Genomic DNA, 19,727 nt, shown 5'->3' with positions numbered 1-19,727 from the left:
TATAGGAAGTTACAGATTTATTCTGTTAAAAGGGATTTTTATGAGCTGGGTTTATGATGTAAGGAAAAGATCCTTTACGTGGAACGGGAAATATCAGTTCAGTGCACGATACGCAGGCGCTGAGGGATACAAAGATAATCCCGATTATGAGTGTTTAAAAGATAAAGGGCCTCTGCCGCGGGGGAAATACCGCATAGGACGGCCCATAGCTCTACATCCGAAAGCGGGGCGCTATGTTCTCCGGCTGACGCCCCTCGCGGGGAACAGTATGTGTGACCGGGACGGTTTTCTTATCCACGGTGATAATGGAAAAGGTACTGCATCCAATGGATGTATAGTGTTAGAGCCTGCATTCAGAGCATTTATTGCGGACAGTGGCGACACGGAGCTGATTATTTTATGAACCGAAATCTACTGTTTCTCACCTCAATGCTCTTTATCAGCTTTTACTCTGTGGCAAAAGTCACTCCTGAATCCTGTCTTGATATCAGCAGAAGTGTTGGCGTTAGCATGACTGATGCAATGGTTGAAGACTTCAATATCAGGGAAAGCGATCTGATGCTGCACAAGACAAGGCTCACTCTGTTGGGGGAATATAATGTTACGGGGGAAATGGCTCGCTTTTTTGCTCAACAGGACCTGAAAGAATTAGGCTTACCTGATGAAAAAATGAATGAGTATATTGGCATCTATAAAGGTGATAATCCAAAAAATCTGATTGTTAATTATGATTATGTCAATAAGCGCGATAAGCATAATGTATTTATCGCCTCACTGTTAATCAATGACTACGAATGTAGCCTCAGATTCAACGGCTATATCATCGTCAGACGCGAATTCTGAATCAGCAGCCGTAACGGGAATGACCCCGTTCCGGTTTTACGTTAACCCGGCAGGCGGTGCAGGACCGGATAGGTGAAAAAGAGCAGATGCAGCATATTGAATGCGAAATGCACCAGCGTCGACACCCAGATACGCCCGCTCCAGAGCCAGGCCAGGCCGTAGATGGCGCCAGCAAGGGTGGCAAAAAACACCAGCAGCAGGCCGCCGGAGAGATGCGCCAAACCGAAAAGCAGCGCGGCAATCACCAGCCCCCAGCCGTTACCCAGCAGCTGGCTTAGCCGCTGCTGTAGGTATCCGCGAAACAGAGCTTCTTCTGCCAGTGAAACAAAAAACAGGTTAGCCAGCATAAACTGCCCCAGCCAGACGGGGTGGTGCAGCTCAACCTTCAGGCCACCGGCCAGCGTGGCAACCAGCAGCAGTACAGGCATCGACATCAGCAGCACCAGCCACCACAGTCTGTTTTTCGGCGGGGCGGCGGGGCGTTTTAATAGCGTCGGCAGGGAGGCCAGTAGCACAAACGGGATCAGCGCTTTATCCAGGTTGTAATAGAAGGAAAAGGGGGCGCTTTCCGGACCGGCCTGAACCCGTGAAGCAATAAGCTGATTATCAAAGCCGGGGATCAGATGCAGCATCAGCGCGAACGCGCTGGCCACCAGAATTACCTCACCACCCAGCGACAGGGCCGTTTGCTCCCGTTGTCGGGCGCGATAAATCGCGACCACGGTCATTAGCAATAGTGCGATAATGCCCGTTGGCTGAAGCGTGCTATCCCACACGGCGACAATGAGCGTCACCCCCAGCAGCGCAAGCGAGGCGCGTAGATAAAAAGGCAAAAATAATAACGAGGTGGCAAGCAAATACCACATACATACGCTCCCTGTTTACGTTGAATACAGACCAAAAACGATGTCACAAACAAAGCCGAAGAAAGTATGCTCCCAGGCCGGGTAGCAGGCAAATCCTTCTGTTTCCTCCCTCTGCGCCACGTCACGCCATTGAATTTCGCTACACTTAGCCTCATGTTAACGTAATCGCGCGCTTAAACCGCGCCACATACACGACTATGATTACAAGGACTGCGCTATGACCAATCCGCTACTCACATCTTTCACGCTCCCTCCGTTCTCCGCCATCAAACCCGAACATGTAGTTCCCGCCGTCACTAAGGCGCTGGAAGACTGTCGCGCGGAAGTCGAGAAAGCCGTGGCTCAGGGCGCCCCCTGGACCTGGGATAACCTGGTTCAGCCGCTGGCAGAGGCCGACGATCGTTTGGGTCGTCTCTTTTCCCCGGTCAGCCATCTGAATTCGGTAAAAAACAGTCCCGAGCTGCGTGAGGCCTATGAGCAGACGCTGCCGCTGCTGTCCGAATACAGCACCTGGGTGGGGCAGCATGAAGGTCTGTATCAGGCTTATCGTAATCTGAAAGAGCAGAGCTATGACGGGCTGGATCTGGCGCAGAAGAAAGCGGTTGATAATGCGCTGCGCGATTTTGAGCTGTCCGGTATTGGCCTGTCGAAAGACAAACAGAAGCGCTACGGCGAAATTGCCGCCCGCCTCTCCGAGCTGGGTTCCACCTACAGCAATAACGTGCTGGATGCCACAATGGGCTGGAGCAAGCTTATTACCGATGAGTCAGAGCTGGCGGGCATGCCGGAAAGCGCCCTGGCCGCCGCGAAAGCGCAGGCTGAGGCCAAAGAGCAGGAGGGCTGGCTGCTGACGCTTGATATCCCAAGCTATCTGCCGGTAATGACCTACTGCGATAACGCGGCCCTGCGTGAAGAGATGTACCGCGCCTACTCCACTCGCGCCTCCGATCAGGGGCCGAATGCGGGCAAATGGGATAATAGCGATGTGATGGCCGAAGAGCTTGCGCTGCGCCATGAGCTGGCCGGGCTGCTGGGCTTCTCCTCCTATGCGGATAAATCCCTGGCGACCAAAATGGCCGAAAATCCGGCTCAGGTGACGGATTTCCTGACCGATCTGGCGAAGCGCGCCCGTCCCCAGGCAGAAAAAGAGCTCGGGCAGCTGCGCGCCTTTGCGAAGAAAGAGTATGGCGTTGATGAGCTGAATCCCTGGGATCTGACCTGGTACGGCGAAAAGCAGAAGCAGCATCTTTACGCCATCAGCGATGAGCAGCTGCGCCCTTACTTCCCGGAGGAGCGGGCAGTAAACGGCCTGTTTGAAGTAGTGAAGCGCATTTATGGCATCACGGCGAAAGAGCGTAAGGACGTGGACGTTTACCATCCCGACGTGCGTTTCTTTGATCTGTTCGACGAAAGTGGCGAACTGCGCGGCAGCTTCTACCTTGACCTCTATGCGCGTGAGAACAAGCGCGGCGGTGCCTGGATGGACGACTGTGTGGGCCAGATGCGCCTGGCCGACGGCACGCTACAGAAACCTGTTGCTTACCTCACCTGTAACTTTAACCGTCCGGTGAGCGGCAAGCCTGCGCTGTTTACCCATGATGAAGTGACCACCCTGTTCCATGAGTTTGGCCACGGTCTGCATCATATGCTGACCCGCATTGAAGCCCCTGGCGTATCCGGTATCAGCGGTGTGCCGTGGGATGCGGTCGAGCTGCCAAGCCAGTTTATGGAAAACTGGTGCTGGGAGCCGGAAGCGCTGGCGTTTATCTCCGGCCACTATGAAACCGGCGAACCGCTGCCGCAGGCGCTGCTGGAAAAAATGCTGGCCGCGAAAAACTATCAGGCGGCGCTGTTTATCCTGCGTCAGCTGGAATTTGGCCTGTTTGATTTCCGCCTGCATGCGGAGTTCGACCCGGCTCAGGGTGCGCGCATCCTGGATATGCTGAAAGAGATTAAAGCGCTGGTGGCCGTGGTGCCGAGCCCATCCTGGGGCCGTTTCCCACACGCGTTCAGCCATATTTTTGCCGGTGGCTACGCGGCGGGTTATTACAGCTATCTGTGGGCCGACGTGCTGGCGGCAGATGCCTGGTCTCGCTTCAAAGAGGAGGGTATCTTCAACCGTGAAACCGGTCAGTCATTCCTGGACAATATTCTGACGCGCGGCGGGTCGGAAGAGCCGATGGATCTGTTTAAACGTTTCCGTGGCCGTGAGCCGCAGCTGGATGCCATGCTGGAACATTACGGTATTCAGGAAGCGTAAGTGAACATCTGTTTAATTGATGAAGCGGGCGCCGGAGACGGCGCCTTATCTGTTTTAGCCGAACGCTGGCAGCTGCAGCACGATGAGCGGGCGCCGATGGCGCTGGTGATGACCGCCAGCCACCTGGAGCTGCGCAAGCGTGATGAGCCAAAGCTGGGCGGGATCTTTGTGGATTTCGTTGAGGGCGCGATGGCTCACCGGCGTCGTTTCGGTGGCGGTCGTGGTGAAGCCGTCGCTAAAGCGGTTGGCGTTAAGGGCAGTTATCTGCCGGTGGTTATCGACGCCACGGCCGGGCTGGGAAGGGATGCGTTTGTACTGGCCTCGCTGGGCTGCCGGGTACAGATGCTTGAGCGGCATCCGGTGGTGGCTGCCCTGCTGGATGATGGCCTGCAGCGAGGCTATCTCAGCCCTGAAATCGGCCCCTGGCTGCGTGAGCGGCTGACGCTGCTGCATGCATCTGGTTTACAGGCGCTGGCGGATATCAGCATCAGGCCGGATGTGGTTTATCTGGATCCCATGTACCCCCACCGACAGAAAAGCGCGCTGGTGAAGAAAGAGATGCGGGTGTTTCAGTCGCTGGTCGGGGCGGATGATGATGCGGATGGGCTGTTGGAACCGGCGCGCAGGCTGGCAAAAAAGCGGGTGGTGGTTAAGCGGCCCGACTATGCGCCTCCGCTTGCTGGCGTGGTCACGCAGTCGGCAGTAGTGACGAAAAGCCACCGCTTTGATATCTATCCTCCGTTAGCCAGCGAGATATAACAACCCTGTCGCACGGCTTCTTTCCCGTGCGGCAGAGTTGCGGCTAAGCACAAACCTTCACGTCCGGTCATTCTGGCCGGGCTGTGGCTTACTCTTCGTTGTCATCATGCAGTGGAACAATCAGCATATCGATGTGAATGGTGTTAATCAGCTGACGTGCTGACGACATCAGCTTGCTCCAGAAGTCCTGATGGTGACCACAAACAACCAGGTCAACATCATACTGCCGGATAGCATCGACCAGCACCTGGCCCAAATCACCACTGCCGCTCAGCGTTTCAGAAACCGGGTAGCCGGCGCTGGTGGAGAGTTCGGTGAGTGCGGAATGTGTCTCTTCCGAGATGCGTTTTTGCATATCGCCGAGGTTAACGTCGATCAGCCCGGTATAGAGATCGGAATAATTAACGTCGACGTGGATCAGGGAAACTTTGGCGTTGTAAGGGCGGGCCATTGAAACCGCTTTTGCTACCAGCAGTTTACTTTCCGGTGAAAGGTCTACTGCGATCAGAATGTGTTTATAAGACATAACGATACTCCTTCCTTTCGTTGCGGCTGCGTAATCGCCAGCAAATTCGTCTTTGATGCATCATACGGTGAAATCCATTGCTCAGGTTTAATACGATGCGGGATTTCACAGAGGCCTTCAGGCTTTGATCCTGCCTCCTGATTTTATTTTCGCTATGCAGTATAGACTGAATTGTTAACAGAATCTGTGTTACGGCGCGTCCTTTGCGAGCGGGATCAAAGTGAAAACGCCCCTTTTTCAACCGAAGCCGTAAACAACGCTGGAACTATTTTAATCAGATCTCCTACACTGTTAATGACAGTACGCCATGCGCTAATGGCGGGCAGGTTGCTGTGACAAAAAAATTCCGTGGTTTTCAATTCTGTATTTGGCGATTCATCGTGGGAGCCGGGCCGGCTTTATCCTGCGTCACATTCACGTTGATGAATTGTCGGGAGGGGATCATGATCAGCACCATCGCGCTTTTTTGGGCTCTGTGTGTAGTTTGTGTGGTGAATATGGCACGCTACTTCTCTTCGTTACGCGCGCTGCTGGTGGTCCTTCGCGGATGCGATCCCTTACTCTATCAGTATGTGGATGGCGCGGGGTTTTTTACCTCGCACGGGCAACCCAGTAAGCAGGTTCGTCTGGTACGCTACATCTGGTCGCAGCGCTATCGTGACCATCATGACGATGAGTTTATCCGGCGCTGCGAGCGCGTACGCAGCCACTTTATTCTGACCTCTTCACTCTGTGGGATGGTGGTGATTAGCCTTGTCGGGCTGCTGATTTGGCACTAATAAAAAAAGGGTGGAAGCCTGGCTTCCACCCTTTTTGTCTCGCTGTGCGTTCGTTACGGCAGGAGCTTAAGCGCTATCCAGTACAGGCCACCTGACAACAATATCGAGACGGGCAGGGTAAAGACCCACGCCAGCAGGATATTTTTAATCGTACGCCCCTGTACGCCGCCGCCGTCAACCAGCATGGTACCGGCAACGGAGGAGGAGAGCACGTGGGTGGTTGATACCGGCATGCCGGTATAGCTCGCCACGCCGATAGAGACGGCTGCCGTCATCTGCGCGGACATCCCCTGCGCGTAGGTCATGCCTTTCTTACCGATCTTCTCACCGATGGTGGTCGCAACGCGTCGCCAGCCCACCATGGTACCCAGCGACAGAGCCAGCGCGACGGCGAAGATAATCCACACCGGCGCATACTCAACGGTATTGAGCAGGTCACCCTTCAGCTTATTCAGGAAGCGCCGATCGTCCGGCTGCGTTTCTGACAGGCCTGCGGCTTTATCGGCGGTATCAGAGATACACATCAGCAGGCGACGCAGCTGCGCGCGCTGGTCGACGTTCAGCGTATCGTAGCTTTGCAGATTGTTGAGCAGGCCCTGCGCGTGTTTAATCGCTGGCATTGCACGGGCGGCATCGCAGTGGAACTCCTTTGGCCCTCCCGCGTTTTCTTCCGGCGTCGGTACGGCAGGCGGCGTCAGTTGCACAATATGGCTCAGTGAATCAGCATGCTGCTGATAATACTGTTCCAGATGGTTTACCGCGTCGCGGGTGCGGGTGATGTCGTAGCCGGAGGCATTCATGTTGACCACAAAGCCTGCGGGTGCCACGCCGATCAACACCAGCATAATCAGGCCAATGCCTTTCTGACCGTCATTAGCGCCGTGCGAGTAGCTCACGCCGATGGCTGACACAATCAGTGCGATACGGGTCCAGAACGGCGGCTTTTTCTTGCCGTCGAGCTTTTCACGTTCCGCGGGCGTCATATGAATACGACGACGCTTTTTGCTTCCGCTCCAGTAGCGACGCAGGATAAACACCAGGCCGCCCGCCAGCACGAGGCCAACGATGGGGGAGATAACCAGGGACAGGAAGATGTTGATCATTTTCGGGATATTCAGCGCGTCGACAACCGACGTGCCGGTCATCATGGCGTTGGTCAGACCAATACCGATAATGGCCCCGATCAGGGTGTGGGAGCTGGAGGCCGGAAGCCCGAAATACCAGGTGCCCAGATTCCAGATAATCGCCGCCAGCAGCATGGAAAACACCATCGCCAGCCCGTGCGCCGATCCAACGTTCAACAGCAGGTCGGTTGGGAGTAAATGAACGATAGCATAAGCAACGCTTAGCCCGCCCAGCAGTACGCCAAAGAAGTTAAATATCCCGGCCATTGCCACCGCCAGTTGCGATCGCATAGCGCGGGTGTAAATCACAGTTGCCACCGCGTTTGCCGTGTCGTGGAAGCCGTTAATAGCCTCGTAAAACAGAACAAAGAGCAGGGCAAGCACCAGTAACAGGCCGGTTTGGTAATCAAGACCAGCAAACAGATGTAGCATAAGCGTTACGCCATTTTTGGAGGACATGAACGCGGCGCATTATCAGCGAGAAACCGCGCCAGGGGAAAGAGAAATATAGACTTTTTTTGAGGTCATCGCGTCAGAAAGGCGGAATAAGGGGGCAAATGTGCTGAAATTTCACTCAGTTACAAAATGTTTCCGTACGGTGTCCTGTTACGCTGGTATCGGTTCGGGCAACTCTCTACAATCAGCGTTTTTGTAGGGGCAGGGCGAAATTGTGGAAAAATTTGACGTTATTATCATCGGCGCGGGTGCAGCCGGATTGTTCTGTGCCGCGCAGGCCGGACAGCGCGGCAGGCGGGTGCTGCTGCTGGATAACGGCAAAAAGGCGGGCCGTAAAATCCTGATGTCCGGCGGCGGTCGCTGCAATTTCACCAATCTCTATACCGATGCGTCGGCCTATCTCTCTCATAACCCTCATTTCTCTAAATCGGCGCTCGCGCGTTATACCCAGTGGGACTTCATTGACCTGGTCAACCGCTACGGCATTGCCTGGCATGAGAAAACCCTGGGCCAGCTATTTTGCGACGATTCTGCACAGCAGATTGTCGATCTGCTGCTGAAAGAGTGCGACGCGGGTAGCGTCACCCTGCGGCTGCGCAGCGACGTGGAGAGCGTCACGCGTGATGAAGAGGGGTATACCCTGCAGGTAAACGGCAGCCCGGTGCGGGCGGAAAAACTGGTGATTGCCTCCGGCGGCCTGTCGATGCCGGGGCTGGGGGCGTCACCGTTTGGCTATAAAGTCGCCGAGCAGTTTGGTCTGAGCGTCTTCCCTACCCGGGCCGGACTGGTGCCCTTCACGCTGCACAAACCCCTGCTCGAGCAGTTGCAAACGCTCTCCGGCGTGGCGGTGCCGTCCGCAATAACCGCCGAAGACGGCACCCTGTTCAAAGAAGCGCTGCTGTTCACCCATCGCGGCCTGTCCGGCCCCGCCGTGCTCCAGCTTTCCAGCTACTGGCAGCCGGGGGAGTTTGTGACGATCGACCTCTCGCCCGAGCGCTCACTTGATGATTTTATCAGCCAGGAACGTGAGGCGCACCCTAACCTGAGCCTGAAAAACAGCCTGGCAAAAGTGCTGCCGCGTCGCCTGGTCGAATGCCTGCAACTGCTGGGTAGCGTACCGGAATGCACGCTGAAACAGCTTAACAGCCGTCAGCAGGCCGATTTGGTAGCTTCTCTGCATCAATGGCGTATCCAGCCTAACGGCACTGAAGGCTACCGCACCGCCGAGGTCACTCTGGGCGGCGTCGATACCCGCCAGCTTTCGTCAAAGACGATGGAGGCAAAGACGGTGTCGGGCCTGTACTTTATTGGTGAAGTGGTGGACGTGACGGGCTGGCTGGGAGGCTATAACTTCCAGTGGGCGTGGGCGTCGGCCTGGGCGTGCGCGCAGGCGTTATGATGAAACCGTCATGGGCGAGGCTTCCCCCGCCCGGATCCGTTACATAATTCCGGCAACAGATTTAGCCAGCTGCGCTTCCAGCACCGGCTTTGCTTCCTCAAACTTCAGGTTAACCTTGTTGGCATTAGAGACCACGCGGGTCTGATACTTCATCCGGTTACCTTCTTCGCTGCTGGTCTGGATCTTCACGCCCGCATTGCCCTGACGCAGCACCCCGAGGTTATCCGTCGTGACCGCGGCCTTGCTGCGTTCGCTAATCTGCAAATCGGTGACCATGGTGTAGTTGACGTCTTCAACCAGCGCGTCCGCAGCAAGGCCAACCAGACCCACCGCCAGACCCACACCCAGCGCCGCGCCGCTGGAGTTACTGTTATAAGCGGTAATTCCCGCGCCGAGTGCCGCGCCGGTCGCCGCGCCCTCATAGCCTTTACCCAGCAGGCCCTGTGCTTCACGCAGGTCCATTTTATCGGCCTTCAGGACGTTTGCCTGAATCCAGTAGTAAGCCGCATCGGGTGAGGAAGTCACGGTGTAGCCTTTGTTACGCAGATCCTGCGCCAGCAGCGTTTGCAGGTCGCTCATATCCTTGTCAGAGGTGTTACGCACCTGAATGTAAACGGTTTTATCCGAAGAGGGTTCAAGCCAGACGGTTTGGCTCATCTGCGTCTTTACCTCAAGGTTACGCTTTTTGATGGCGGTACCCATGGCGCTACAGCCGGAGAGCACGAGACAGGAAGCGACCAGAGCCACCACCAGTTTTTTTTGGTTTTTCATCTAAAAAATCCTTGTAAAAAACGGGGCATGCACGCCCCGAAATACTACAGAGTCAGTGAGTTATCAGGCAGGGAGGAGATAATTTCCCCCTCCGGCTGTATGACGGAAGGGTTATCGGCCGAAGGACGGGATACTTAACGCTTTTTAACGGATTCCGATCTTTTAGCTGTCCAGGGCATTTAGGGCATCCAGGACATTTAATGCATTTACATATTTAAATTTATAAATATAATGGCCGCATTCTTCCCCAATGGAACGCTTAACGTTATGACCCAGACCACACTCTTCAGCCCCCTACAGCTTGGTGGATTCACCTTACGCAACCGCATAGCACTGCCACCGTTAACCCGCTGTCGCAGCGAGCAGCCGGGCAATATCCCCGGAGCGATGATGGTGGACTACTATCGCCAGCGGGCCAGCGCCGGGTTTATGATCACCGAAGGGACGCAGATCGAGCCGCGCGGGCAGGGCTATGCCTGGACCCCTGGTATTCACAGCGCAGCGCAAATTAACGGCTGGAAAAAGGTGACAGAGGCGGTGCATCAGGAAGGCGGCGTGATTTTTTGCCAGCTCTGGCACGTAGGCCGGGTCTCCCATAATCAGCTACAGCCCGATCAGCAGCCCCCGGTAGCACCCTCTGCCGTTGCTGCGACCGGCGTGCGCGTCTTTATCGAAACCGGGCCGGGCGAAGGGATGCTGACCGCGCCCTCCACGCCGCGCGAGCTGTCCACCGCCGAGGTAAAAGAGATCGTCCAGCTCTACCGCAAGGCCGCTGAAAACGCGAAGGAAGCGGGCTTTGACGGCGTGGAGCTGCACTCGGCAAATGGTTACCTGATTAATCAGTTCATCTCCGAACACAGTAATTTCCGTACGGATGAATACGGCGGCTCACTGGAAAACCGCCTGCGCTTTCTAAAAGAGGTAATTATTGCGGTCAGCGACGTGTTCGGCAGCCAGCGCGTCGGCGTACGCTTTGCGCCGCTGTTTACCAGTACCGATGAAGAGCGGGTGTATCTGGGCCTGGTGGAGAGCGATCCGCACAGCACCTATATCAGCGCCGCCCGGATGCTCAGCCAGCTTGAAACGGGCTATCTCTCGATTGCCGAAGCCGACTGGGACAACAGCCCGGAGCTGCCGGAGAGCTTCCGCGTTGCGCTACGCGACGCTTTTCAGGGGCCGATTATGTATTCAGGACGCTACACCCAGCAGAAGGCGGAACGCGTGCTGGAGAACGGCTGGGGCGATCTGTTTGGTTTCGGTCGAACCTTTATCGCCAACCCGGATCTCCCGGCGCGGTTTAAACAGGCCCACCCGTTGAACCCGGTTGATGCCGCATCCCTGTATGGCGGTACGCGTAAAGGATATACTGACTACCCGGTTTATCCTTCCTGACGATGTGAGGCTGCATGTCACCTGAAAATGCCATGAAACTGTTGGCTAACCCAACGCGTATGGCAGTACTGAAATGGCTGCAAAACCCGGCGGAAGCCTTTGCCGGTTACAGCCAGCTTTACGACTACGATCGGTACGGTGTGTGTGCCAGTCTTATCCAGGACAAGGCGGGGCTTTCTCAGCCCGCCACCTCGCTTTGCCTCAAGGTATTGCAGGAGGCCGGGCTGCTGGAGGCGATAAAAGTAGGCAAATGGACCTACTTTCGCCGCTGCGAACCGCGCATTCTTGAACTCCGCGAGTCAATAAAAGATTTCCTCAACGGCCTGTGATACCCCATGATTCTACAGGTCCAGAATAAGGTTCGGCGAATGGCTGCGCGAGCAGCAGAGGGCAATTTGCTGAACCGGCGCGGCCTTTTCCTCTGTCGACTGCACCGTATCACGGTGATCGACAGCGCCGGCAATGACGCCGGTCAGACAGGCGCCGCACATCCCCATTTCGCAGGAGAGCGGCACGTTAACGCCATTTTCCTGTAGCACGCAGGCGATGCTCTTGTCGGCGGAAACCGGCCAGCACTGGCCGGTGCTGGCGAGCGTGACGGTAAAGGCATCGTCAGGGCGTTCCGCGGCGGGCAGAGAGGGAGGAAGAAAGGCCTCCGAATGCATACGCGACTCAGGCCAGCCCTGTTCAGCCGCAACACGGCGCATATGATCCATAAACCCTTCCGGCCCGCAGAGGTAGAGATGCCGATCCCCGTCAGCCGATAACAGCTCCGGCGGCAGATGCCCGCGTGGGCTATGACCCTCGCTGCTGTACCAGATATGGCAGCGGCCATGGCGGAACGTGCGGCTTAGCTCGCGCACGAAGGCCGCGTTGTGCTTCTCACGCACGTAGTAATGCAGCACAAATGGCGTGGCAGAAGCCTCAAGCGCTTCGACCATGGCGAAAAGCGGCGTGATACCTATTCCCGCCGCGACAAGGATAGCCTCACCGCCCGCCGCCAGGGGGAAGACGTTTCTCGGCGGGGAGACGGTGACCACCTGTCCGGGCCGCAAACTGTCGTGAATATAGCGGGATCCCCCACGGGAGTGGCTTTCGCGGGCCACGCAGATCACATAGCCTCGCTCGCCGCGCCCTGGGCCGGTCAGCGAATACTGACGGGTAAGGCCGTTATCCAGGTGCAGATCGATATGTGCGCCTGGCTGCCACTCCGGCAGCGGCTGACCGTCTTCTGCGACGAGGTGGACCGCCAGGTTATTGCGTCCCTGACGGATGAGTGCATCGACGACAACCCGTAGCCTGTTCATTATTGCTTCCCCTCAGACCAGAAAGAATTCACCAAACCCCATCTTTTTCAGCCCACGACGGTAGGCAATGGAGCTGCGATCGGCAGGAATATGGGCCTCAAGCGTCAGGTCGAGCGGCAGGCGCTCGGGACGCTGCGTTTCCACCATCAGCCGGTCCTCTTCAAAGACGCGATGATTAAAGGCGTGAACCTCCTCAACGGGAATATGCAGATCGAAATTGCGGGCGATCGGCGCAAACATGCGCGTTTTACGTGCCGAAACCGGCGAGGCGGCGTTCATAATCACCAGCCGCGCTTCGCCAGGGAAATGGATGGTCAGCGTGGCGGTGAAGGGCAGGTGCATCTCAAAGTGCCGCAGCCAGCTAAACCCCTCCGGGGCGCGAAAGTCGGAGCTGGCCGGATAGTTACCCACCGTGCTCCAGTAATCGACCGTAAAACCGTGCGCCGTTTCAACCGGGTTATAGGCTGGCACCACCTGATTGTTGGGGTCGGCAAAGGTGTCGGTATGGATCCATGCAAAGTGCGCCACGTCGAGAAACCCCTCCACCTGCCGCCCGGCAAAACCCTCTACGTCGAACGGTGGGCAGGTGATCTGCTGAAAACCGTCGTCGAGCCAGTGGGGCATCTCCGGTAGTGGGGCCGGGCTGCCCTCTTCGGGCGCCAGGCAGACCCAGATCAGCCCGTAACGCTCTTCCACCGCGTAGGGGGTGAGGTTGAGTTTGGCCGGTATCGGCTGATCGGGGCTGGACGGGATGCGATTACAGCGGCCATTTTCACCAAAGCGCAGCCCGTGATAAGGGCAGATAATTCCCTCCTCGTCACTGAAACCCAGCGTCAGGGGCACGCCACGGTGCGGGCAGACGTCCCTGGCCGCCACAACCTGGCCTTTCACGCGGTAAAGCACCAGCTGCTCATCCAGCAGCACCGCTTTGGTCGGGGCGGCGCTGACGTCGCAGGTGCGCGCGACGGGATGCCAGTGGCGGGCAAGGCGCAGCCAGTCATCTGGCTCAAACGTACAGTGTGCGGGAGGCGTTGGGTTCATAGTGCATTTTCCTGTCGGTGGCTCACAGTATGTCGGCGACGTTGGCTGACGGTGTTATTGTCAGTTCATTCTGTGCGGATAAGGGTGTTGCAATCCATCAGCAAATATTCACTATGGTGTTGCAAAAAAGTTTACAGGAGCGGCTATGAGCCCATTTTCTCGCTTTGCTATCTACTTTGCCGAAGTGGCTAAAAGCGGCAGCCTCAGAAAGGCCGCGGAAAAACTTCACGTTTCCGCTTCGGCGATCAACCGACAGATCCTCCAGGCGGAAGCCGCCTTTGGTACGCCGCTCTTCGAGCGCCTGCCCGAGGGGCTGAGGATGACCACCGCCGGGGAACTGCTGTATGACAATATCCTGCGCTGGCAGCGGGAGTTCCGCGTCACCCGCCAGCGTTTTGACGATATTTTAGGGTTGAAGCGGGGGCATGTGAGCATCGGTATGATTCAGGCGCTTAACGAAGGCTGCATGGCCGATGCCCTGGCGAACATCGCATCAGCCCACCGCGGGCTGAGTCTGGACCTGACGGTAGGTGACAGCCTGACCATCAGCCAGCGTATCCGGCAGTCGGAAATTGATTTTGGGCTGATCCTCGATCCCCAGGGCCAGGGCGGGCTGGAGGTGGTTGCCTTTACCGAGCTGGAGATGGGGGTGGTGATGCTGCCTGACCACCCACTCAAAGACCGCGAGGCGCTTTCCCCCGCCGAGCTGAGCGGCGAAAGGCATATTCTGCCTGGCGAACCGCTGGTGGTGCATGAGCGGGTCCGATCGCTCTATCGCTATCATAACTTCGCGCCTGAAAATGCCATCGTCTGCAATGATATCAGGCTGATAAAATCGCTCATCAAACAAGGCGGTAGCGTCTGCGTTCTCAGCCTGCTGGACGTGCTGGAGGAGGTCAGGCATCGTCAGCTCAGCTTTGTTCCGCTGAAGGGTAAGCATATCAGGCCGCTAACGCTGGCTCTCTGTATTGCCCCTTCACGCCAGCTTTCCCGGGCGGCGCAGATGGCGATAAAAGAGATGGCCGCAGCGATTGAAAATATGGCAGTTTGAGGGGATACACGCAGTTAATTAAATTGATAATGCCAATGATAGTGATTACCATTCGCGAACAAAAAATAACGTTCGCCTGTGTAACTCATCTTATGAAATCACTTTTATTGGTTCGCTCTGCTTTTAATCGCCTCACCGGGACCTCCTGTATGATCGTGCTGACTGCGCTGCCCTGCAGCGGAGTCGCGGTCGCGGAAGAAAACAAAGATCCTACGCTAACCGTTACCGCCGATGCCGCCAGCCAGACCGGCAGCTACGCGGAAGATAGCGCCACCACTGCCACCCGCACGGCTGCACCACGCAGTGAAACGCCGCAGTCCGTTAGCGTGGTCACCCCGCAGGTCATCAGGGACTATCAGGTCAAAAGCGTCAACGACGCGGTTAAGTTTGTCAGCGGCGTCACTCAGGGGAACACCCTTGGCGGCACCGAGGATGGCTTCGTTAAGCGCGGCTTCGGCGCGAACTCCGACGGCTCCATTTTTCTTGACGGCGTACGCAGTAATCAGGGGCTGTCGATGGACGCCACCATCGATCGCGTCGAAGTGTTAAAAGGGTCGGCTTCGCTGCTCTACGGTATTCTTAATCCGGGCGGGGTAATCAACCTGGTCAGTAAAAAACCGCAGTATGAGTGGAACACGCACGTCAGCGGGGAAACCAGCAGCTTTGGCGGGGGGACCGGCGGGGTGGACGTTACCGGCCCGCTGGGAAACGGCTTTGCCTTTCGGCTGATCGCCGAGCGCCAGCGCGAAGATTACTGGCGCAACTTCGGCGTTAATGAACATACGCTAGTCGCGCCCTCACTCAGCTGGTTCGGCGAAAAAGCGTCGTTCAATATCAGCTATGTTGAATATAAATATGACGTGCCCTACGATCGCGGCACCGCGTTTATCAACAAGAAACCGGTCAACGTACCCTATAACCAGCGGCTGGATGACAGCGCCAACCACGCGTGGGGGAAAAATAAGCGGCTGAACGTCAACTACGCCTGGGCACTGGATGATACCTGGGACACCCACCTCAACTATGCCTGGATGCAGCGCCGCTATGACAGTAACGAGGTCAGAGCGACGGCGATTAACACCACCACCGGCATTGTTTCCCGTCGCGCCGACGCCAACCGCGGCTTTAACCACCAGACCACTTATCTGTCCTGGGATATCGGCGGCAGCCCCACCCTGTGGAACAGGCAGCACGATCTGATGCTGGGGGTGGACTATGAGCAGAACGAAACCTACAAAGCCCGCTCGTACCGGGGCAAAGTTTCTAAAACCTTCAATATGTACGATCCGGTCTATGGTGAGGAGCCGGTGCTGAACAGCAGCACCTATGCGGATTCCGTCAGCAACATTCGCACCAACCTCTACAGCCGCTCCCTTTTTGCGAAGGACAGCATTCACCTCACTGATAAGTGGATTGCGGTGCTGGGCGGACGCCTCCAGCGCTACACCCAGACGGCCAGCCATGGCGTTGACAACCCGGTCACCACCCTTAACGATCGCGGCGATGCCTTCTTACCGCAGATGGGGCTGGTCTATAAAGTGCTGCCTGACGTTTCGCTTTACGGCAGCTACAGCCGCTCTTTTACCCCCTCGACCCAGACGGACGATAACGGCAATGTCGCCTCGACCGAGAAAGGTACGACGTGGGAAGTCGGCGCGAAGTGGCAGGCCATGCCTGCGCTGTCTGCCACGCTGGCGCTGTACCGGATTGATGAAAAGGATATGTCGGTGTTTATCAACGGCGTGACGCGTGACATTCCTAAAGCGCGCTCAACCGGGGCAGAGCTTGAGGTCAACGGCGAGCTGGCAGAGGACTGGAACCTGATTGCCACCTACAGCTACGACAAAACCGAGATTGTTGAGGACGGCGTTAATCCTGAAAACGTCGGTAACCGCCTGGTCAACGCGCCGCGCAATATGGGCAGCCTTTATCTCAGCCACGCCATGCGCTTCTCCTGGCTACCGGGGGAACTTCGCGTGGGCGGCGGTGGCCGCTACGTCGGCAGCCGGGCGGGCGATCCTGAGAACAGCTTTACTATGCCGGACTATACCGTGGCCGATGCGTTTATCGCCTGGGACAGCAGGCTGGTGGGTAAACATACCCAGCTCAAGCTGAATATCAACAACCTGTTAAACAAACACTACTACGAGTCCAGCGCGGGTAACCTGCGGGTGATCGAGGGCGAGCCGAGAGTGGTATATGTGCAGGCATCGGTAGATTTCTGATCGCTTTCCGGAGGGCGCAATGAGAAAACGTTTATTTCTGCTGCTGATGCTGATCAGCAGCCTGGCCCAGGCCAAAACCATTACCGATATTTTGCAGCGCAGCGTGGTCATCCCTGACGATCCCCAGCGAATTATTGTGGGGGAAAGTCGGATGATTTATACCCTGGCGCTGGTTGAGGAGGGCAATCCGGCGAAGCGGGTGGTGGGCTGGCCCGGAGACCTGAAAAAGCTGGACAGCCAGAACTGGGCGCGGTACACCGCTGCCTTTCCGGAGATTAACGCCATCCCGGTGATTGGTCAGGCGAATTACGGTCAGATCAGCGTGGAAAAGGCGATCGCCCTGAAGCCAGATCTGGTCATTCTGCCGGTATACGCCAAAAAAGGGAGCAATCACGACGACGTTCAGGCTCAGCTGACCCGTGCGGGTATCCCGGTTATTTATATTGATACGCGCGTTGACCAGCTCGCCAATACCGTCCCCAGCCTGAAGATCCTCGGCCAGGCCCTTAATGACAGCGCAAAGGCCGGGCGCTTTATTGCTTTTTACCAGCAGCATATGCAGCAGATCAGGCAGAGGTTGGATCAGGCGGAGCCAGAACGGCCCGGCGTTATGTTACAGCTGCATATCGGACGGCGGGAAACCTGCTGTACCACGGTCAGCCACGGCAATCTGGCCGATCTCATCACCTATGCCGGGGGAAATAACATTGCGGCAGGGCGGTTTGCCAGCGTCTTCGGGCAGCTCAGCCCGGAGGCGATCGTTACGGCCAATCCGACGCTCTGGCTGGCCACCGGCATGGCGGGGCCGGGACAGAAGAATCAGCTGCAGCTTGGCCCTGACGTTAGCGCCGGGCAGGCAAGGGCAAGTTTTCGTCAGGTGCTGAGCCGCGATCCCGTCGTCTCCCAGCTGTCGGCGGTGCGCAGTGGCAGGACGCTGGCGGTGTGGCACAATTTCTATATGAGTCCCTGGCATCTGCTGGATGTAGAGATCTTCGCGAAATTCTTCCATCCCCAGCTGTTTAGCGATCTGGATCCGCAGCGAACCCTGGATGAAATGAACCGTGACTTTCTGACGGTGCCGCAGACCGGAACCTACTGGACGACCGCGCAGTAACAGACCAAAAAAAACCGCACCTTACTCAGTTGGCAAGCCAACCTTTGGGGTGCAGTCTGTGTTAAGCGCTTATTGCGCTTCGGCGTGGATTACTCGTTGATATTCGGATGCTGGTTGATCAGGTGCTTACGCTTCTCTTCCAGCTCGGCAATCTGCTCGCTGATATCACCGATTTTAGTCTCGATGTTATCGTGATGCTCCTGCAACAGCTCTTTTGCCTCGGCCATATCTGAGGCCGCTGGCGTGGCACCGCGCAGTGGCATATTGGCCGTCTCTTTCATCATGATACCGGTTACCAGGCCCACGATGGCAACAATCATCAGATAATAGGCAGGCATATAGAGGTTGTTGGTCGCTTCAACCAGCCAGGCGGCCAGCGTTGGCGTCAGACCCGCCACCAGAATAGAGATGTTAAAGGCACTGGCTAAGGCGCTGTAACGGATGTGGGTAGGGAACATCGCGGGCAGCGACGAGGCCATCACCCCGGTAAAGCAGTTAAGCACCACCGCCAGAATCAGCAGACCGGCAAAAATCAGCGGCATCACATTGCTGTTAATCAGCATAAAGCAGGGAATGGACAGACACAGCAGGGCGATACTACCGATGATCACGAAGGGACGACGACCAAATTTATCGCTCATCAGGCCCATAATCGGTTGAATAAACAGCATACCAATCATAATGGCAATGATGATCAGCACCCCGTGATCTTCAGAGTAGTGAAGATTGTGGGTGAGGTAGCTTGGCATGTACGTCAGCAGCATGTAATAGGTGACGTTGGTCGAAAGCACCAGACCGATACAGGCCAGCAGGCTTTTCCAGTGTTTGGTCGCAATCTCTTTAAACGAAACTTTAGGACCGTCAGCCAGCCCTTCACGATCGCCCTGCTCAAGCTTTTCAACGTGCTGCTGGAAGGCCGGTGTTTCTTCCAGCGCGCTACGCAGGTAAAGCCCGACAAGACCCAGCGGCAGGGCGACGAAGAACGGCACGCGCCAGCCCCACTCCAGAAACCTTGCTTCGCCAATAACCGTTGATATCAGCACGACGAGGCCGGCACCCAGCACAAATCCTACAATTGAGCCGAAGTCCAGCCAGCTGCCCATAAAGCCGCGCTTGCGGTCCGGGGAGTATTCGGCAACGAAAATGGATGCACCGGTGTATTCGCCCCCGACGGAAAAGCCCTGAGCCATTTTACACAGCAGCAGCAGAATAGGCGCCCAGATGCCGATGGAGGCATGGGAGGGGATCAGGCCAATACAGAAGGTACTGACCGACATAATAATGATGGTAATGGAAAGGATCTTCTGGCGGCCATATTTGTCACCCAGCCTGCCAAAAAACAGCCCACCCAGTGGACGGATAAGAAAAGGTACCGAGAAGGTCGCCAGTGCGGCAATCATCTGCACGCCCGGATCGGCGCCGGGGAAGAACACCTGACCCAGCGCAAAGGCGACAAATCCGTATACCCCAAAGTCGAACCACTCCATCGCGTTACCCAGCGAGGCGGCGGTAATAGCCTTGCGTAACCTGGCATCATCAATGATCGTTACGTCTTTTAAGCCCATTGGCTTAACACGCTTCCTACGTAGCTTCATAAAACCCCTGTAATAGTCTGTTTCCCAGTTAGAATTCTCCCATAAACCGTCTGAAATGAACGAATTACAGCGGTTCAGGGTACAAATTATCTGTGGTCTATAGCCAGGCAGAAAGTGAAAAGCGGCGGGTGGAATCGTCTATCAACCCGCCCTTTTCTGTTATCAGTATATCGTTTTCTGGTCGCGTAACATAATTTCTGACGGGATCCCACGCGGCTT

Annotated in this window: 18 protein-coding genes; 11 read left to right on the top strand and 7 right to left on the bottom strand. The window is 56.4% G+C overall.

Features of this window, described 5'->3' with window-relative positions; all coding sequences use genetic code 11:
- Positions 1-40 precede the first annotated feature (40 nt).
- A complete protein-coding gene (locus AAGR22_RS20780) occupies positions 41-403 on the top strand; it encodes a tlde1 domain-containing protein (RefSeq protein WP_345829388.1) in 363 nt (120 codons plus the stop codon).
- Positions 400-843, top strand: coding sequence for a hypothetical protein (locus AAGR22_RS20775; protein WP_345829386.1), 444 nt, complete (start codon positions 400-402; stop codon positions 841-843). The genes AAGR22_RS20780 and AAGR22_RS20775 overlap by 4 nt, the downstream gene beginning before the upstream one ends.
- A 41-nt stretch (positions 844-884) precedes the next feature.
- Here AAGR22_RS20775 and AAGR22_RS20770 read toward each other — a convergent pair whose 3' ends face one another.
- On the bottom strand, positions 885-1,709 hold the full coding sequence (locus AAGR22_RS20770) for a CPBP family intramembrane glutamic endopeptidase (protein WP_345829384.1): 825 nt from the start codon (positions 1,707-1,709) through the stop codon (positions 885-887).
- Between the two features lie 217 nt (positions 1,710-1,926).
- On the opposite strand from AAGR22_RS20770, the gene prlC reads away from it, so the two are divergent.
- Both prlC and rsmJ read left to right on the top strand, forming a co-directional pair.
- Positions 1,927-3,969 carry an oligopeptidase A gene (gene prlC / locus AAGR22_RS20765; RefSeq protein ID WP_345829382.1) on the top strand — a complete coding sequence of 681 codons (2,043 nt, stop codon included), beginning with the start codon at positions 1,927-1,929 and terminating at the stop codon, positions 3,967-3,969.
- Positions 3,970-4,728: a 16S rRNA (guanine(1516)-N(2))-methyltransferase RsmJ gene (gene rsmJ / locus AAGR22_RS20760; RefSeq protein ID WP_345829380.1), complete on the top strand. Its 759-nt coding sequence runs from the start codon at positions 3,970-3,972 to the stop codon at positions 4,726-4,728.
- An 88-nt stretch (positions 4,729-4,816) separates the two neighbouring features.
- On the opposite strand, the gene uspA is transcribed toward rsmJ, so the two are convergent.
- Positions 4,817-5,254, bottom strand: a complete 438-nt coding sequence (uspA, locus tag AAGR22_RS20755; protein ID WP_067700106.1) for a universal stress protein UspA — start codon at positions 5,252-5,254, stop codon at positions 4,817-4,819.
- A 443-nt stretch (positions 5,255-5,697) separates the two neighbouring features.
- On the opposite strand from uspA, the gene uspB reads away from it, so the two are divergent.
- Positions 5,698-6,033 carry a universal stress protein UspB gene (gene uspB / locus AAGR22_RS20750; RefSeq protein WP_067700103.1) on the top strand — a complete coding sequence of 112 codons (336 nt, stop codon included), beginning with the start codon at positions 5,698-5,700 and terminating at the stop codon, positions 6,031-6,033.
- 53 nt (positions 6,034-6,086) lie between these two features.
- On the opposite strand, the gene pitA is transcribed toward uspB, so the two are convergent.
- Positions 6,087-7,589, bottom strand: coding sequence for an inorganic phosphate transporter PitA (gene pitA, locus AAGR22_RS20745; protein WP_156484912.1), 1,503 nt, complete (start codon positions 7,587-7,589; stop codon positions 6,087-6,089).
- 238 nt (positions 7,590-7,827) lie between these two features.
- Here pitA and AAGR22_RS20740 point away from each other — a divergent pair, with 238 nt between their 5' ends.
- Complete coding sequence (locus tag AAGR22_RS20740) at positions 7,828-9,012, top strand: NAD(P)/FAD-dependent oxidoreductase (RefSeq protein WP_067700097.1); 1,185 nt, start codon at positions 7,828-7,830, stop codon at positions 9,010-9,012.
- Positions 9,013-9,051: 39 nt separating this feature from the next.
- On the opposite strand, the gene traT is transcribed toward AAGR22_RS20740, so the two are convergent.
- Positions 9,052-9,783 (bottom strand): complement resistance protein TraT, encoded by a 732-nt coding sequence (gene traT, locus AAGR22_RS20735; RefSeq protein WP_067700094.1) that lies wholly within the window; start codon positions 9,781-9,783, stop codon positions 9,052-9,054.
- 267 nt (positions 9,784-10,050) lie between these two features.
- Here traT and AAGR22_RS20730 point away from each other — a divergent pair, with 267 nt between their 5' ends.
- A complete protein-coding gene (locus tag AAGR22_RS20730; RefSeq protein WP_345829377.1) occupies positions 10,051-11,175 on the top strand; it encodes an alkene reductase in 1,125 nt (374 codons plus the stop codon).
- 14 nt (positions 11,176-11,189) lie between these two features.
- The gene (locus AAGR22_RS20725) at positions 11,190-11,504 is read left to right on the top strand and encodes a helix-turn-helix transcriptional regulator (RefSeq protein ID WP_067700088.1); all 315 of its coding nucleotides are present in this window, start codon (positions 11,190-11,192) and stop codon (positions 11,502-11,504) included.
- 12 nt (positions 11,505-11,516) lie between these two features.
- Here AAGR22_RS20725 and AAGR22_RS20720 read toward each other — a convergent pair whose 3' ends face one another.
- Both AAGR22_RS20720 and hpxD read right to left on the bottom strand, forming a co-directional pair.
- Positions 11,517-12,485 carry a PDR/VanB family oxidoreductase gene (locus AAGR22_RS20720; RefSeq protein ID WP_345831634.1) on the bottom strand — a complete coding sequence of 323 codons (969 nt, stop codon included), beginning with the start codon at positions 12,483-12,485 and terminating at the stop codon, positions 11,517-11,519.
- Positions 12,486-12,494: 9 nt separating this feature from the next.
- Positions 12,495-13,523, bottom strand: a complete 1,029-nt coding sequence (gene hpxD / locus AAGR22_RS20715; protein WP_067700083.1) for a molybdenum cofactor-independent xanthine hydroxylase subunit HpxD — start codon at positions 13,521-13,523, stop codon at positions 12,495-12,497.
- 145 nt (positions 13,524-13,668) lie between these two features.
- On the opposite strand from hpxD, the gene AAGR22_RS20710 reads away from it, so the two are divergent.
- The 3 genes from AAGR22_RS20710 (at position 13,669) to AAGR22_RS20700 (ending at position 17,913) form a co-directional block, all read left to right on the top strand.
- A complete protein-coding gene (locus tag AAGR22_RS20710) occupies positions 13,669-14,574 on the top strand; it encodes a LysR family transcriptional regulator (protein WP_345829373.1) in 906 nt (301 codons plus the stop codon).
- A gap of 149 nt (positions 14,575-14,723) precedes the next feature.
- Positions 14,724-16,799: a TonB-dependent siderophore receptor gene (locus tag AAGR22_RS20705; RefSeq protein WP_345829371.1), complete on the top strand. Its 2,076-nt coding sequence runs from the start codon at positions 14,724-14,726 to the stop codon at positions 16,797-16,799.
- 19 nt (positions 16,800-16,818) lie between these two features.
- Positions 16,819-17,913, top strand: a complete 1,095-nt coding sequence (locus AAGR22_RS20700; RefSeq protein WP_345829369.1) for an ABC transporter substrate-binding protein — start codon at positions 16,819-16,821, stop codon at positions 17,911-17,913.
- An 89-nt stretch (positions 17,914-18,002) separates the two neighbouring features.
- On the opposite strand, the gene proP is transcribed toward AAGR22_RS20700, so the two are convergent.
- Positions 18,003-19,508 carry a glycine betaine/L-proline transporter ProP gene (gene proP / locus AAGR22_RS20695; protein WP_067700071.1) on the bottom strand — a complete coding sequence of 502 codons (1,506 nt, stop codon included), beginning with the start codon at positions 19,506-19,508 and terminating at the stop codon, positions 18,003-18,005.
- Positions 19,509-19,727: the final 219 nt, after the last annotated feature.

Source organism: Erwinia sp. HDF1-3R, assembly GCF_039621855.1.
GTDB lineage: Bacteria > Pseudomonadota > Gammaproteobacteria > Enterobacterales > Enterobacteriaceae > Erwinia.
Note: the sequence above shows the minus strand (reverse complement) of the source record. Positions and strands in the feature narration are given on the sequence as shown.

Excerpts from the sequence above, each read along its gene's own strand:
- AAGR22_RS20780 (WP_345829388.1), top strand. The coding sequence starts at position 41 with ATGAGCTGGGTTTATGATGTAAGGAAAAGATCCTTTACGTGGAACGGG.
- AAGR22_RS20775 (WP_345829386.1), top strand. The coding sequence starts at position 400 with ATGAACCGAAATCTACTGTTTCTCACCTCAATGCTCTTTATCAGCTTT.
- AAGR22_RS20770 (WP_345829384.1), bottom strand. The coding sequence starts at position 1,709 with ATGTGGTATTTGCTTGCCACCTCGTTATTATTTTTGCCTTTTTATCTA.
- prlC (WP_345829382.1), top strand. The coding sequence starts at position 1,927 with ATGACCAATCCGCTACTCACATCTTTCACGCTCCCTCCGTTCTCCGCC.
- uspA (WP_067700106.1), bottom strand. The coding sequence starts at position 5,254 with ATGTCTTATAAACACATTCTGATCGCAGTAGACCTTTCACCGGAAAGT.
- uspB (WP_067700103.1), top strand. The coding sequence starts at position 5,698 with ATGATCAGCACCATCGCGCTTTTTTGGGCTCTGTGTGTAGTTTGTGTG.
- pitA (WP_156484912.1), bottom strand. The coding sequence starts at position 7,589 with ATGCTACATCTGTTTGCTGGTCTTGATTACCAAACCGGCCTGTTACTG.
- traT (WP_067700094.1), bottom strand. The coding sequence starts at position 9,783 with ATGAAAAACCAAAAAAAACTGGTGGTGGCTCTGGTCGCTTCCTGTCTC.
- AAGR22_RS20730 (WP_345829377.1), top strand. The coding sequence starts at position 10,051 with ATGACCCAGACCACACTCTTCAGCCCCCTACAGCTTGGTGGATTCACC.
- AAGR22_RS20725 (WP_067700088.1), top strand. The coding sequence starts at position 11,190 with ATGTCACCTGAAAATGCCATGAAACTGTTGGCTAACCCAACGCGTATG.
- hpxD (WP_067700083.1), bottom strand. The coding sequence starts at position 13,523 with ATGAACCCAACGCCTCCCGCACACTGTACGTTTGAGCCAGATGACTGG.
- AAGR22_RS20710 (WP_345829373.1), top strand. The coding sequence starts at position 13,669 with ATGAGCCCATTTTCTCGCTTTGCTATCTACTTTGCCGAAGTGGCTAAA.
- AAGR22_RS20705 (WP_345829371.1), top strand. The coding sequence starts at position 14,724 with ATGATCGTGCTGACTGCGCTGCCCTGCAGCGGAGTCGCGGTCGCGGAA.
- AAGR22_RS20700 (WP_345829369.1), top strand. The coding sequence starts at position 16,819 with ATGAGAAAACGTTTATTTCTGCTGCTGATGCTGATCAGCAGCCTGGCC.
- proP (WP_067700071.1), bottom strand. The coding sequence starts at position 19,508 with ATGAAGCTACGTAGGAAGCGTGTTAAGCCAATGGGCTTAAAAGACGTA.